This is a genomic window from Helicobacter mustelae (assembly GCF_900476215.1).
In the GTDB taxonomy this organism is placed as follows: domain Bacteria; phylum Campylobacterota; class Campylobacteria; order Campylobacterales; family Helicobacteraceae; genus Helicobacter_H; species Helicobacter_H mustelae.
This window is the reverse complement of record NZ_LS483446.1, coordinates 884989-900356: the sequence shown is the minus strand read 5'-3', so window position 1 is coordinate 900356 and position 15368 is coordinate 884989. Positions and strand designations below refer to the sequence as shown.

Annotated in this window: 11 protein-coding genes; 4 read left to right on the top strand and 7 right to left on the bottom strand. The window is 44.8% G+C overall.

The window, feature by feature from the left end; genetic code table 11:
• The first annotated feature begins 411 nt into the window (after positions 1 to 411).
• Both DQN48_RS04195 and DQN48_RS04190 read left to right on the top strand, forming a co-directional pair.
• Positions 412 to 1044, top strand: a complete 633-nt coding sequence (locus DQN48_RS04195) for an NAD(P)H-dependent oxidoreductase (protein WP_013023112.1) — start codon at positions 412 to 414, stop codon at positions 1042 to 1044.
• Between the two features lie 64 nt (positions 1045 to 1108).
• Positions 1109 to 3478: a ribonucleoside-diphosphate reductase subunit alpha gene (locus DQN48_RS04190; protein ID WP_013023111.1), complete on the top strand. Its 2370-nt coding sequence runs from the start codon at positions 1109 to 1111 to the stop codon at positions 3476 to 3478.
• 268 nt (positions 3479 to 3746) lie between these two features.
• Here DQN48_RS04190 and DQN48_RS04185 read toward each other — a convergent pair whose 3' ends face one another.
• From DQN48_RS04185 to purN, 4 genes are all read right to left on the bottom strand, one after another.
• Positions 3747 to 4835 carry a tetratricopeptide repeat protein gene (locus DQN48_RS04185; protein WP_049762231.1) on the bottom strand — a complete coding sequence of 363 codons (1089 nt, stop codon included), beginning with the start codon at positions 4833 to 4835 and terminating at the stop codon, positions 3747 to 3749.
• A 47-nt stretch (positions 4836 to 4882) separates the two neighbouring features.
• Entirely contained in the window at positions 4883 to 6055 is a 1173-nt protein-coding gene (locus DQN48_RS04180; protein ID WP_013023109.1) for a 2,3,4,5-tetrahydropyridine-2,6-carboxylate N-succinyltransferase, read from the bottom strand.
• Between the two features lie 159 nt (positions 6056 to 6214).
• Positions 6215 to 7387, bottom strand: a complete 1173-nt coding sequence (locus tag DQN48_RS04175; protein ID WP_041913324.1) for a cation:proton antiporter — start codon at positions 7385 to 7387, stop codon at positions 6215 to 6217.
• Between the two features lie 22 nt (positions 7388 to 7409).
• Positions 7410 to 8129 carry a phosphoribosylglycinamide formyltransferase gene (gene purN, locus DQN48_RS04170; RefSeq protein WP_013023107.1) on the bottom strand — a complete coding sequence of 240 codons (720 nt, stop codon included), beginning with the start codon at positions 8127 to 8129 and terminating at the stop codon, positions 7410 to 7412.
• Between the two features lie 183 nt (positions 8130 to 8312).
• On the opposite strand from purN, the gene DQN48_RS04165 reads away from it, so the two are divergent.
• Positions 8313 to 8741 carry an ankyrin repeat domain-containing protein gene (locus tag DQN48_RS04165; protein WP_041913322.1) on the top strand — a complete coding sequence of 143 codons (429 nt, stop codon included), beginning with the start codon at positions 8313 to 8315 and terminating at the stop codon, positions 8739 to 8741.
• Between the two features lie 237 nt (positions 8742 to 8978).
• Here the strand turns inward: DQN48_RS04165 and DQN48_RS04160 are convergent, their stop codons facing one another.
• The 3 genes from DQN48_RS04160 to DQN48_RS04150 all read right to left on the bottom strand — a co-directional run bounded on the left by DQN48_RS04160 (position 8979) and on the right by DQN48_RS04150 (position 14221).
• Positions 8979 to 10436, bottom strand: coding sequence for a DASS family sodium-coupled anion symporter (locus DQN48_RS04160; RefSeq protein ID WP_013023105.1), 1458 nt, complete (start codon positions 10434 to 10436; stop codon positions 8979 to 8981).
• Positions 10437 to 10711: 275 nt separating this feature from the next.
• On the bottom strand, positions 10712 to 13186 hold the full coding sequence (locus DQN48_RS04155; RefSeq protein ID WP_013023104.1) for a carbamoyltransferase HypF: 2475 nt from the start codon (positions 13184 to 13186) through the stop codon (positions 10712 to 10714).
• 21 nt (positions 13187 to 13207) lie between these two features.
• Positions 13208 to 14221 carry an agmatine deiminase family protein gene (locus DQN48_RS04150; protein WP_013023103.1) on the bottom strand — a complete coding sequence of 338 codons (1014 nt, stop codon included), beginning with the start codon at positions 14219 to 14221 and terminating at the stop codon, positions 13208 to 13210.
• A 50-nt stretch (positions 14222 to 14271) separates the two neighbouring features.
• On the opposite strand from DQN48_RS04150, the gene tsaD reads away from it, so the two are divergent.
• Complete coding sequence (tsaD, locus tag DQN48_RS04145) at positions 14272 to 15282, top strand: tRNA (adenosine(37)-N6)-threonylcarbamoyltransferase complex transferase subunit TsaD (RefSeq protein ID WP_041913132.1); 1011 nt, start codon at positions 14272 to 14274, stop codon at positions 15280 to 15282.
• The last annotated feature ends 86 nt before the right edge of the window (positions 15283 to 15368 follow it).

The following is a 15368-nucleotide window of genomic DNA, read 5'->3' as shown; positions in this document are numbered from 1 at the left end:
TTTTAAAACTTCTTGGATTTTGAAAGTTTAGAGCTTTGTGGGTTTGTATGGCTAAAGGTGAGTTGACCAGAGACTGGTAGTTGGTTTGCCAATGTGCCAAAGGCCTCTAAAACACCAAGCAAATGAGTATCACAGCCCCTCATGAAGGCTGTGGGGGTAGGAGCGCATGGGATGGTTCTTGGTCAAAAATAGCTCTTGTTTAGTAGATGGGTTTTGCAAAATGCAAGTGATGCAAAACTAAAAACAGCAACCAAGTCAATGAGCCAGCCAAGCCCAAAAGTCATTCCCGCTCAATGAAGCAAGTGGAATAATCCCAAACACAAGGAAAGAGAAGTAATTCCTAGGCAAAATCGCTAGGACAACAATGTGCGCTGGCGATGGGAATAGAAAAATTTAAAAAAAGGAGTTTTTATGAAAAATGCTTTTTTAGATGCGATGCGAGCACGCTTTGCTTGCAAGAGTTTTGATCCCACAAAAGAAATATCCTTGCAAGACTTTGAAGAAATTTTGGAAGCTGGCAGGCTGACACCTAGCTCCTTTGGACTGGAGCCAACACGCATTCTAGTCATAGAAAACAAGGCTCTGCGCAAGGAAATGCAGTCCCTGTGCTGGAATCAGACTCAAATCACAGATTCTAGCAAGCTTGTAGTCTTAACCTCCAAAGTGCTAGACATGGATCACAGGAGCAATTATGTAAATCGCATGATTTCTCGAAAGATACAAGACCCAGAAGCCCTTGTGGCATATAGCAAGAGATATGGCACATTCCTTGCTAATAATGACTACAAAGAAGCTCAAAGCATCTATCACTGGACTTCCAAGCAGGCCTATCTCATCGCAAGTTCTATGATGAATTGTGCTAGCTTTTTGCATATTGATAGCTGTCCCATTGAGGGTTTTGAAAAAAAGCCTTTGGAAAAATTACTAGGGCTAGATCCCTTTAGTGAGCAGATTTCGCTTCTCATTGCCTTTGGTTATCATGCCAAAAAGCCAGAAAAAAGGGCGCCTAGACTCAGTAAACATGAATTTGTAAAATATCTTTAAAGAAGAATTTTAAAATCAATACATCAATAAAATAAAAAATCCCCATATCTAAAGAGGAGTATCCATGATCACAGTTGTAAAAAGAAGCGGAAGAATCGAACCCCTGGATATTAGTAAAATCCACAAATATACCTCTAGTGCTGTCAAGGATCTCAAAGATGTTAGTCACAGTGAGCTTGAGGTGGATAGTAAATTTTATTTTCGTGACAATATCACCACAGAAGAAATCCAGCAAACCCTCATCAAAACTGCTGTGAATAAAATTGACATGGATCGCCCCAATTGGACATTTGTAGCAGCTCGTCTCTTTTTGTATGACCTCTACCATAAGGTCAGTGGGTTTACGGGTTATAGGAGTTTGAGGGAATATTTTGAAAAGGGGGAGCAGGAAGGAAAGATTGTCAAAGGACTGAAGGAAAAATTTGATTTAGATTTTCTTAATGCACAAATCAAGCCAGAGCGGGATTTGCAATTTAATTTTCTTGGTGTCAAAACCCTCTATGATCGTTATTTGCTCAAGGATAGGCAAAACAAGCCCATAGAATTGCCTCAACATATGTTTATGGCCATTGCAATGTTTTTGGCACAAAATGAAAAAGATCCCAATGCCTATGCTCTGCAGTTTTATGATGTCATTTCTAAATTTGAAGTAATCACAGCCACCCCCACGCTTGCCAATGCCAGAACTCCACGCCATCAGCTTAGCTCTTGCTATATTGGCAGCACTCCTGATAATATCGAGGGAATCTTTGATGCATACAAAGAAATGGCATTGCTCTCCAAATATGGCGGAGGAATTGGCTGGGATTTTTCCCGCGTAAGAGGGCTTGGCAGTTTTATTGATGGGCATAAAAATGCAGCAGGGGGAGTTGTACCCTTCCTCAAAATCACCAATGATGTGGCAATTGCAGTCGATCAGCTGGGTACTCGCAAGGGTGCCATTGCCACTTATCTAGAAATTTGGCATACAGATGTGCAGGAATTCATTGACCTGCGCAAAAATAGCGGCGAGGAGCGAAGAAGGACACATGATCTTTTCCCTGCACTTTGGATTTGTGATCTTTTTATGAAACGCGTAGAAGAAAATGGGTTGTGGACACTCTTTGATCCCTATCAATGTGGCATCCTCACTGAGCTTTATGGCGAGGAATTTGAAGAAAAATATCTAGAATTTGAAAAACGCCAAGACATTATCAAAGAGCATATCCATGCCAAAGAACTCTGGAAAAAGATTCTTACAAATTATTTTGAAACAGGCATGCCATTTTTATGCTTCAAAGACAATGCCAACAAAGCCAATCCCAACCCACATACAGGCATTATCCGAAGCTCCAACCTTTGTACTGAGATCTTCCAAAACACCAGTGCCAATCATTATTTCATCGAAGTGGAGTTTGAGGATTCTAGCAAGCAATATTTTGAAGAGCAGGAATTGGTGCTCACAGATGCGGGCATCGAAAAAAAGGCAAATAAAATCACAAGTCTAGATTGCATCGGTGGCAAAAAAGTCTATATCACAAGCCGTGTGCACAAGGATGGCAACACCGCAGTGTGCAACCTAGCAAGCATCAACCTTAGCCGCATTCACACCAAAGAAGACATCGATCGAATCGTACCCATTGCCATCAGGATGCTTGATAATGTCATCGAGCTCAATTTCTATCCTAATCGCAAGGTAAAATCCACTAATCTGGCAAATCGCGCCATCGGACTTGGTGTAATGGGAGAGGCAGAGATGCTAGCTACCCAAAAAATCCATTGGGGCTCCCAAGAACATTTTGAAAAAATTGACATGATCATGGAAGCAATCAGCTACAATGCCATCCTAGCAAGCTCCAATCTCGCGCTAGAGAAAGGAAAATATCCGCAATTTGAAGGATCTAACTGGAGCAAGGGGATCTTTCCCATCGACATCGCAAACAAAGAAGCCTGTAAGCTTGTAGATCGCGGCGGGCTCTTTGACCGCGAATATAACTGGAATTTTTTGCGCGAAAAAGTCAAAAAGGATGGCATGCGCAATGGATATCTGATGGCCATCGCCCCTACTTCAAGCATTTCTATCCTGGTGGGAACAACCCAGACCATCGAGCCCATCTATCGGAAAAAATGGTATGAGGAAAATTTGAGCGGCATGATCCCAGTGGTCGTACCAAACCTAAACCTAGAGACCTTCCCCTACTACACCAGAGCCTATGACCTGGATCAAAAGCAAATCATCAAGGCCGCAGCAATCCGCCAAAAATGGATGGATCAAGGACAAAGCACCAATACCTTTATCAAGCTTGATGGTAATGCCAGCATCAAATCTCTGCATGAAATCTACACCCTTGCCTGGAAGCTAGGCCTCAAATCTACTTATTATCTTAGGAGTGAGAGCCCAGAGGCAAGAGAGGAGATCGCAGATCGTAGCATGGAGTGTGAAAATTGCCAATAAGCTTGTGCGTGAATTCTAGAGGGTGAATTTGGAGCGAATTTTTGCCACTTTGTGCGGGATTTTTTGAGATTTGCTTAAGAAAGGTAGGCGTACATGCGGCGCTAGAGGGGAATTGAGCATGGGTCAGGTGATTGAAGGGCTCACTGGAGAGCTTGTGTGAGTCTTGCCTAGCAAAACCCCACACAAGCTCACCACCAAGGGGAATCCACATATGCTCCATGAGAGCGCGGAAACACCACGCCCCAGAGAGTTTGCATGCTTAGGGGTTTTATCTAGGTGGTGGAGGGGTTCTGCCAATGTTTGGCAATTTCCCCAGCTTTGGATCATTGGGGAAGAAAAAAGAACCAGGATTTGTGCGATTACCTGTAAGTTGCTGCTTGAAGATGCGATAATTATCACAGCCCATTTGATAGCCTAGATTGCAGGTATAGCCAAAGAGATCTAATGCTCTGTTGGTATCCTGGGTGACACCAAGGCCTTTTTGATAGAGCACGCCAAGATTATTGCATCCGCTAAGATTTCCAGAATTGCAGGCGATGTTGAAATAATGCGCGGCATAATAATAGCTCACTGGCGCTCCTCCTAGGCCATTGGCATAAATCCAGCCAAGATTGGCACAGCCTGTGATATCCCCGGCATTGCAGGCGATGTAATTGAGATCTACGATGGTGAGATTGGCACGATCATAACCATAGACATTATTGGTGTTGCTCATAAGTCCGAGGTTGTAGCATCCCAGATCGCTGCCAGCATCGCAGGAAAATTTATAGTACTGCAAGGCTTTGAAATAATCCTTTGGCACGCCATCTCCATTGGCATACATGTAGGCAATATTGTTACATGCCATGATGTCCCCACCCTGACAGGCAGTCATGTAGAGCTGCGCTGCTTTTTCTTTGTCATTGGCGCTTGCTTGTTCTTTGTAATCATAGATCTTAGCCAGACTCGAACACGCGGTAGGATCTCCCCCTGAGCAGCCCATTTGATAATAGCGCTCTGCTTTTTGAATGTTGGTTTGGATGCCCACGCCATTCATATACATGGTGCCAATAGCAAAGCAGCCTGCGGGATTTCCATTATCACAGGCCTGGGTGAAAAAGCGAAAGGCTGATTTATAATCGCCTTTTTTGGCAGCATCAAGCCCGAAATCTAGGAAGGTTTTAGCACTTTTTGGAGTGGAGAGGGGATTGCCCTTGGGAGGATTATCTAGGGGGATTTTTCTTTGATCTGGCTTGGGATTTGGCGCGATGGTGGGAGGCTTTGGTGTGTCCTGCACTCCCATGCCCTGGTTGCTAGGCAAGTCCTCGGCCAAGCAAAAACCAAAAATTAACACTAAAGCGATTAAAACTTTCTTCATTCCAATTTCCTTGATAAATCTAGGCAAAAAAAGCAAAAAACATGCCATCAATGCAGATCTTTGTTTAATGTGATTTCTTGGTTGCTTTTGAATGCGACCATCTTGCCACTCTTGCTATCCTGTCTGAAATGCAGCCCATGCAGCCCAGAGAGTTCGCGACCCTTGTAGAGTCCATTTTCGTGGATGAGGAAACTGGGGTTGAGTGCTTGGATCTTTTGGGCCTCTTGTTCTTGGATCTCAAAAACCGTCCCAGAGAGCACAGCAATCCCACCATCGACAATACAGCCATCTCCTAGGCTGATGCCTGTGGAGCTATTCACGCCCAAAAGACAATTTCTACCAATGGAAATTGGCTCAGAATTCCCACCGCTTAATACTCCCAAAATACTCGCACCACCTCCTACATCACTACCCTCACCGATGATGACTGAAGAAGAGATGCGCCCCTCATTCATACAAGCTCCCTCCACCCCTGCATTGAAGTTTACATAGCTCGCACCGGGCATTTGTGTATAGCCACCCTTGCCCAGATAAGCGCCAAAGCGAGTTTTTGCGCTATCTAGGATTCTGATATTGTCATATTGGGGGATCACCTGCATGAGATAGCGCGGAAATTTATCAACAAAATCAATATGCGGATAAGTCCCAGAGAGCTTCCAGGCAATCTCATTTTGGCGCAAATCCTCTAATTCATAGGGTTTATTGCCACTCCAAGCCACATTGCTTAGCAATCCAAAAATCCCATCCAGATGGAGGCTGCGCAAAGGGGCCTTGCCAAGGGAAAGTGCAAGCAGCTTCATATAGGCACTCTCTACGCTTTTGCACGGAGCATCTGCATACAAAAACACCAAACGATAATCCACTTGATTTTGCTTTGGCAAAGAGAGAATTTTTTTTAGTTCTAAAAGCACTTGGATGTTTCTATGACTCTCTGGGTCTCTTAGTGCTTCTGGCAAAAAGGGTGCAAAAATCTCTAGAGCCTCATTGATGCATGCAAGATTGAGGGAATAAATCGCCTCATCTTGTGACTGGCTAACAAGAGTAGCGGATTTTTTGCAAGCATCAAAGACTGCATAACTTCCAAAATTTTCCTTCCAATTGAGCACTGGATACGTGGCACAGAGTACATTTCCCCTCTTCCCAAGATCCACCCTAGCAACCCCAAATCCTAGACATTCCCTTGCTTGATGTTTTTCCACAAATTTCTTAAATGTTTCCATATTTTCCCTTCAAATTTTTGGCATTATAGCCTATTTTTGCGGCCATATGAGGTGGCATGCAACACCTTGGGCCTGATGCTTTTATTTTATTGAGATTTGATTTGTAACCTACAAGGATTTAAATCCTATGCGAGGTAGATTTTGCTTGGCCTGCATTTATCAATGTTGATTTTTCTTTTTCCAAAAAAGAAAAATCACCTTAATGAAGATGGAAAACACCACACCCTCAAATATTGCAGCCAACAAAAATGCATAATATGTATCCTCATTCATAGCGCCAAGCTTGAGCCCCAATGCTGCAGTGGCCACCAAAAAAGTTAGGGGCATGGCATGGCCAAGCGCATAGAGCAGCACATCTCGCATCTGGGGAAAATATTTGTAAAAAGCAATCTTTGTAGCCACAAGGCGCAGAAACAACATTGCAAGTGCGATTAAAAAGCCATCATAGAGCAATTTGGGATTGTGAAAAATCATCTCAAGCTTTAGCGTCATGCCCACATTAATGAAAAACAATGGGATAAAAAAACCAAAGCCAATGTCATTGAGTTTGTGGATGAGCTCATGCTTGTAGGGGAAAAATGTCACGATAATCATCCCTGCCAAAAATGCCCCCAGCACATTCTCTAGGCTCAGCCACATCACCACAACAATCAATACAAAAAACAACATCATCGAAAAGCGAATGTCTTGATTTTGCGTATCATCATGATGGGGCATGATGAAGGTTTTGAAATTGGGGAACCACCAAAATAAAATCTTCACCAGCATAAACATCCCGCTAATAATTGCCACAAAACCAAAAAGCACTAGCAAGATTTTATAAAGCTCAAAGGTAAATCCATGAGAATAAATCCCATTAATAAATACCAAGGCTCCGATGCTAAGTAGCTCCCCAACAATGCCTGTTTTCAGTGCGATACTAAGCCAGGCCTCTTCTTTGCCATATTCACGAATCAGCGCCATAATCATACCAAGACTCATCACTGGCAGTGCTGCTACAAAAATACTGGGCAGACCAAAAAACAGCACCAGCAAAAAAGCCCCCGCATAAAGCAATACAAAATAAAATATGGTGTATTTCAAAAAGCTTTTACCAAGCTGGCGGAAATCCCGCAGATTCACTTCCATGCCGCATAAAAACATCAAAAACAAAAATCCAATCTTGGCAAAAATATCCACCGCATCGCTGCTTTCAAAAATTCCATAATACACGCCCAGAGTGCCAAGTAGCATCTCCACCACCACAATGGGAATATGGGTGATCTTACTCAAAAATGGCGCGACCCCAATGGAGATGGAGATGAGGGAAAATGTGATGAGATGATGAAAAATTAGCTCTTCCAATCCTTAAACCTTAGATGATGGCATGCAATGCCAGTAACACGGCCTCAGGATAGGCCTCATATTCTAGCGCATGGATGCGCTCCTCAAAATCCTCAAAGCGCTCCCCTGGGATTTTTACAAGACTTTTTTGCAAAACAATCTCCCCGCCATCTAGCTCTTCATTCACCCAGTGCACACTCACCCCAGCAACCCTTTCCTCACTCTCAAAGCTCTGGCGCATGCCATGAGCACCTTTGAATTTTGGGAGCAAGGAGGGATGGAGATTGAGAATCCTAAAACTCTGACAAAATTTTGGAGTCAAGATGCGCATAAATCCTGCAAGCAGCACCAAATCCACCCCCAAATGCTCTAGATGCGACATTAGCGCATCATCAAAATCCTGGCGGGATGCAAAATCTTGATGCAAAAGGAGTGTGCAGGGGATCCCCATAGCCTCCAAGCGCTTGATGCCATAGGCATCTTTTTGGTTGCAAATTCCAGCAAGGATCTCTAATCTCACTTGCTTGTTTTGCAGAAAGAAGGTTTTTTGATGCAATTTCTCTATGAGATTTTGCATATTGCTCCCATTTCCACTAAAAAGAATAACAACTCTTATAGGATGCAAAATACGACTCAAGGGGGCCTCTAAATTTTTGGAAACATTATACAAAATTCCACCTGGAGTTGGTTTGGCTTTATTTTCTTGTAGTAGAATCTCACACAAATTTCCCACACAAGGAAGATGATGCAAAGCAATTCCTCCACAGACCAAAATCCCTCCCAGGCTGCGCAAAATAGACAAGAGCAGAGAGCAAACTCCACAGATTTCAAGGCTACTCCTTCCTTACAACCCAATCAAAATCCCTCCCAGGCTGCGCAAAATAGCCAAAAGAGCGCAAATCCAGAGCACACAGAAGAGGAATTTGAGAAATTTGTGGCTCGTAGTTTTGACTTTGCCAGAGAAGATGACACAGAGAGTCTCAAAATCATGCTAGATTATGGATTGAATGTCAATCTTGCCAATCATAAGGGCGATAGCCTGCTTATGCTAGCAAGCTATCACAATAGCCTAGAATGCGCGCGCTTGCTTCTTGAGCGTGGAGCCTTTGTGGATCAAAAAAACAATCGCAATCAAACCCCCCTTGCTGGGGTCTGCTTCAAGGGGTATTATGAGATGGCAGAGCTGCTTTTGAAGCATGGGGCCAAGGTCGATGAGGGAAGTGGTCTAACGCCGCTAAATTGTGCCATCATGTTCCAGCGAAGGGAGATCTTAGATCTCTTACTAAAGCACAGCGGCAAGAAGCTGGGGTTTTGGCAAAAGATCTTTGTAAAAATCTCTATGCTCTTTGCCAAAAAGACATAACTCTGATTGTCCCACTAGCATTTTGAATGTTTGGCACTTTTGTTTTGGCGCTTTGATTTTTATTTTGATGCGCCGCTTTTTCTTTTGTCGCTTGGAGAATTGCCATCAAGCTTGCTGCTTTTTCCCCTCCACCACTAAGCTGATTTTCCCTCCTTGTGCGTGATGGATGGGGATTGGCGTTAAAAAAATCCTAAATGCCGCCCCCCTTCATGAAAGGGTGCTTCAAGCATTGATGTATCACTGGCTTAAGAATCTATGGGCATAGAGATGCACCCAGGGAACACAGATGACCATAAACACCACCAGATAAAACATCCCAAAGATTAGGCCAAGACGCCAAAATTCTGCGCTTTTGACATATCCGCTGCCATACCACACCGGGCTTGGCCCCGTGCCATAGGGAGTGATGATTCCCATGATGCCAAGAGAGAGCATCATCAAGAGTGTTAGCTCTGCAGCATCAATGCCAGGGATATTTGCCCCCACTGCCATAAACAATCCAAGCAATGCAGTCACATGTGCTGTGGTGCTAGCAAAGAAATAATGCAGCAAATAAAAAAGCACCAAGATCCCCACAAAGGCCACCATAGGATCAAAATCTTTGAGATATTCCCCGCCAAAGCCCGCCACCCATTTGAGAAAGCCCACATTATTGAGGCCTCCTGCCAAAGTGACCAATGACCCAAACCAGGCCAACACATTCCAAGCACTTTTGTTTCCCAAAAGATCATTCCAAGTGATAATGCCACAAAGCAGCATGCCAAGCACGACGCTAAGTGCCACCGTGGTGGCATTCACACCAAAGGCCTTGCCCCCGATCCAAAACACCAGCGCAAAGAGTGCTAGCACAATCATGAGATATTCTTTCACGCTCATAGGACCGATTTTTCTCAGCTCCTCTGCTGCCCATTTTGGCGCTTCATTAGAGACCTTGATTTGGGGCGGATAGATCCAATAGGTAAGCAGGGGTGTGAGCACAAAGAGCAAAATCCCACAGGGTGCAAATGCCACAAACCACCCCACCCAGGAAATCCCGGGAAATCCGCCCTTGATGGCTGTCTCCATAGCTAGCAAATTGGGAGCTAGACCTGTGAAAAACATCGAACTAGTCACACAAGTAGCCGCCAAACTCACCCATACCAAATACGCACCCACCTTCCTTGCACCCCTATCTGGGAAGCTATCTAGCATAGGAGGGATGCTAGAGACAATGGGGTAGAGCGTACCTCCGCTGCGCGCAGAATTGGAGGGGATGAAGGGTGCTAGGATTCCATCAGCAATAGCGATGGCATAGCCAAGGCCTAAGCTCGTGCGCCCCAAAGTCCTTACCAAAAGTAGAGCGATGCGCTTGCCAAGGCCGCTTTTTTCATATCCAAGTCCTAGCATAAAGGCTGCAAAAATCAGCCAAACTGTGACATTGGCAAATCCTGATAAACCCCATTTGATGGCAGAAGCAGCAGTGATTTGTAAGCCCGCAGAACTGCTTGGCCCAAGCTTGAGCCAAACTAGCACACACACCCCAAATAAACCAATCAAAGCCCCAGGCAAGGGCTCTAGCACCAGCCCCACCACTACGGACAAAAAGATAGCAAAATAAAGCCAGGCATCAAAGCTAAGGCTCTCTGGCGCAGGGACTAGTAAGACCCCTCCACCCACAAGAATGGGCGCAATAAATCTCCAATATTTTGACAACATGGAACACTCCTTTTGTTTTGTTTGGCAAATCATACTACTTTTTTGGGCCTTTCTCATCAGCTTGTGATTTTTGTTTTTGATGATAAAAAGGAGGGTTTAGGGCACAGATAAAAAAGCAAGACAGAGAATATGGAGGGCAAGTCATAAACTTTTATCAAAAAACCAGCGCCCCCTCTGTGTTTTTCACGCTTGAAGCAATGCAATCAACTTCGATTAAAAAAGCAAGGCAGATCATCAATCCACAGCGCGAGCAATCAAAAAAGCAGAGAGAGCATCTAGCACATCACCTGGCCAAAGGAGATATTTGCATCATTGCTAGGCAGATAGAGATGAAAATAAAGCAAAATGCCAGAATCCACAAAACGCCGCACAATTCCCTCACACAGTGCTTTGTTCATGAATACTCCACCAGAGAAAAGCACATGCTTCACATGGCTTTTTTGCGCAAGCTGGAAGATGATTTCTATAAGCGTATCGATGAATTTGGTCGCAATCACTGCCCTCTGCACCCCCCTATCTAGATCCTGGAAAATGCCTGCAAAAATCCCTCCCACATCAATGATACCCCCCTCTATTTTCACTGCATAGATCCCATAAAACTCCCGTTGATAGAGGGCTTCTAGCCATAGGGGGGCCTGGGCATTATAGCTATTATGCTCACAAATTTCACAAAGAGCGGCCAGTGCATCAAACATCCTCCCCACAGAGGTGCTAAAAAATCCATAAATCCCCCTATCTATCGAGCTATCAAAGATTTCAAAATAGGCATATTTTTGTGCATAGCTCTCCTTGAGCCCAGCAATTTGTTTGGGAGTTGCATATGCTTTTGCAAAGCTATAGGCGATTTTATAAATCTCCTTTGCAGCCCTCTCCCCTCCATAGATGGCAGTGGCTTGGAAATGTGCCCATCTGCGGGATTGTTCTAGATTGCCTAAGAAAAATTCCCCTCCCCAAATCTCTAGATTCTCTCCTAGACCCGTGCCATCCCAGATGACACCAAGCACCTCCTCTTGGGGAAGGAGGGTAGGATTTTGCAGCATGGCATCCCCAAAAATCGCGTGAAAATGCGCAAGATGATGGAGCTTTTGCTCCCATGAAATAGAAGTTTTTGCAGAATAATTAGCACTTATTTCATAGGAGTGATAGGATGGATGTTTGTCACTGATGATTTTTGTGGGCCTAAGTTGATAGAGTTTTTGCAAAAATGCAAGCGTATGCTCATAGGAGCGTAGACTCTCTGGATTGTCCAAGTCTCCGATGGTTGGGGAAATCAAAAATTCCCCATGCTCACGATAGCTCACGGTGACCTTCTGCTCTGCCCCCATGCCAAGCAGCACCTGGGGATTTTTCTGAGATTTGGAACTTTCTGCCTGTGAGTCTGGTTGGGAGTTTTCTCTCAATTGAGAATTTTTTAGCAGTTGAGAATTTTCTTCTAGTTGAGGGATGGATACATGAAGCGGGGCAAAGCCACGGGCTAGGCGCAGGATGCGCATTTTTCCAGCGATTTTTTGCACCAGCGAATCCTCGATGGGGTTTTTGATCTCGCGGCCATAATCCAGCACTCCATCCACCACATTGCCAAGTTTTTGACACAAAGTCTCATAGTCATGGATGATGGGCTCGCCACTTTTGTTGGCACTGGTAAAGATAATAGGGAAATCCAAGCCCTCTAGCAGCAAAACATGTAGCGCACTATAGGGCAGGATGATGCCAATATGCGCTAATCCCGGGGCAATGAGATCAAGGTTCTCTTTACTAAGGAGGGGATTTTCTTTCTTTTTTAAGAGCACAATGGGTGCTTCTTTGCTAGAGAGGGAATTTTCCTCATCTTCATCCACAAATGCTAGATTCTTTGCCATTGCTAGATCTTTTGCCATCAATGCAAAGGGTTTATGGGGGCGGGTCTTCCTCTCCCTTAGAGAGGCGATGCTCTTTTGATTTCTAGCATCACAGATAAGGGCAAACCCCCCTACTCCTTTGATGGCAAGAATTTTTCCCGATCGCAGAGATTCCCTGCAGATTGCAAGCGCTTGTGTATTGCTGGCTGTGATGTCTTTGGCAAAAAATTGCAGGGGGATTGGGCATTGCTTACAAGAGAGGGTCTGGGCGTGAAATCTCCTATTTTTAGGATCCTTAAAATCCCTAGCGCAATCCTCACACAGAGGGAAATCCCTCATACTTGTATGCTCTCTATCATAGGGAAGAGCTTGTAAGATGCTGTATCTAGGGCCGCAGTCTGAGCATGTGGTTAGGGCATAGTGAGAAAAGCGCTGATGGGAGAAGAGGTCTTTTTTGCAGGATTTGCATAGGGCAAGGTCTTGGGGCGGGGGGGATGAGAGGGAAAAATTTTGTGCGCGCGAATCCAAAATGGAAAAATCCCCAGAATTTTGTCCTTCCTGCAGGGATTGGTTCCTGGGGTGATTTATAGGTGCTGTTGCCACCTCAGACTCTGCTTTGGCAGTATCTTTCACAAAATCTCCAAATAAACCAGCCACGCCCCCAGCAGCAATGGGGGTAGAACTCAACTCATCAGCTGGCTCTGTGAGGATCTTTGTAATCCTGGCGCTTTTAGGCAAAGAGCTCTGCAAAATTTCTAAAAATCTCTCCAAATCCCTATCAATGAGGATCTCCACATAGCTCCCCTCATTCCTTACATAGCCCTTTAGCTGCAGTTTTGTTGCGAGCTTATAGACATGGGGGCGAAATCCCACCCCCTGCACCCTGCCAAAAACAAAAATCCTAAAGGCCATGAACAAAATTTCTAAAATACACTAGAGGTCTTCATAAAGCTGCATGGTGACACAGTGCAGGCTGCCATGCTGGCGGATCAAAATAGAGCAATCCATAGGCAAGACATCATAATAGGGGCTTAGTGCCTGGATGGCTAGGGCATCTAGCTCTGGCACCCCATAAGTGGGTAGTAAAAGCTTACGATCATTGATGAGTAAAAAATTTGCATAACTTGCTGGCAGGCGCTCTCCATCATACTCTATATTTGGTAGTGGCAGCGGGATGAGCTTATAGGGTAGGCCTTCTTTGGTGCGCAGCGCGCCAAGCTCTTGGCGCATTTTTTGTAATTCTAAAAAATGCTCATCCTCCGCATCCTCACAATGCACATAGGCAATGGTGTTGGGATTAAGGAAGCGCGCAAGCGTATCGATGTGGCTATCTGTGTCATCCCCTGCTAGATAGCCATGATTAAGCCAGTGGATCTGTGTAAGTCCAAGGTCTTTTTTTAGTCTCTGGTCTAGCATTTCTTTGGTGTAAGAGGGATTGCGATTTTTTTCTAGGAGGCATTGGGTATTTGTGAGCAAAACCCCCTCCCCATCGCTATCAATGCTCCCCCCCTCCAAGATTAAATCCTGCGTGATGCAATTTTGCAAAAATCCCAAATCCTTTAAACGAGAGGAAATTTGATTATCCAAATTGCTAGGGAATTTTAGCCCCCAGCCATTGAAGCCAAAATCAAGTGTCAGAGTCCTGCCATCTTCTTCTATGCTAATGGGGCCAAAATCCCGCGCCCATGTGTCATTGGTGGGGATGTGCGCAATCAATAGCTTCCCATCCCTTAAAAAATCTCTCAATCTATCCCGCACCAGCTCCTCTCCCTCCCTATCACTAGGATGAATGCAAAGCAAGAGCTTTTGATGAGGCAAAATCGCCTCCATGATTTGTAAAAAAGTCTCGCGCGCTTCTTTGAGATAGATCTTCCAGTCACTCTTTGCATGGGGAAATGCCATCAAAATCGCGCTTTGGCACTCCCATTCTGCCCTTAGTCGCCTCATTCTGCCCTCATGAAAATTTGTTATAATTTTAGCAAAAAATGGGGTTTTTGATGATTTTGAGCATTGAGAGCAGCTGTGATGATAGCTCCATTGGCATCACTTCTATAGAGGATTGTGAGCTTTTGTGGCACAAAAAAATCTCTCAAGAGAGCATTCACAATCTCTATGGAGGCGTGGTCCCAGAGATCGCCTCAAGGATGCACGCAGACAATCTCCCAAAGCTTTTAAAAGACGCGCTTGCAGCCATCCCAAAAGAAAGCTTTAAGGCCATTGCCATCACCACAGAGCCCGGGCTTAGTGTGACATTGATTGAGGGCTTGATGATGGCAAAGGTTCTAAGCCTAGAGCTAAAAATCCCCCTCATTAGCATCAATCATCTCAAGGGCCATATTTTTTCTTTGTTTATCAATCAAAAATCCCTGATTTTCCCTCTATCTGTGCTGCTAGTCTCTGGCGGGCATACACAAATCATAGAGGCTAGAGGCATGGAGGAGATGGAGATTATTGCTAGCACAAAAGATGATAGCTTTGGAGAGAGTTTTGATAAGGTCGCAAAAATGCTGGGGCTCTCCTACCCCGGGGGTCCCATCATACAGGAAAATGCTAGGGAGTATGAGGGTGAGCTCTATGATTTTCCCATTCCCCTGCGCAATCATCCAGGCATTGGCTTTAGCTTCTCTGGGCTCAAAAATGCCACCCGCCTACAAATTGAAAAAGAAGCTTACCCCTACTCCAAAAACTCCATCCAAAAAATCGCAAAAAGTTTCCAAGCTGCGGCTTGCAAGCATCTTTTACAACAACTCGAGCGCTATTTCAAAGGCTCTCAAATCCAAGATTTTGCCATCGTGGGAGGTGCGAGTGCAAATTTGTTTTTGCGCGAGCTGGTGGAGAAACTCTGTCTCAAATACCAAAAGACCCTGCATCTAGTCCCGCTAAAGTTTTGCTCAGATAATGCAGCCATGATTGGAAGAGCTGCAGTGGAAAAATTCAAAAGAGGTCAATTTGCCTCTTTGGCGCATCTGCAATGCTCTCCCAAAAGCAGCGCAGACGAATTCCTCTAACTCGGCTAGGCATGTGAACCATAGGGCTTGATTGCAGGCATGGGCGTGGATATTGGATGATGCGGATTCTAGCAGGGCTTTAGGGC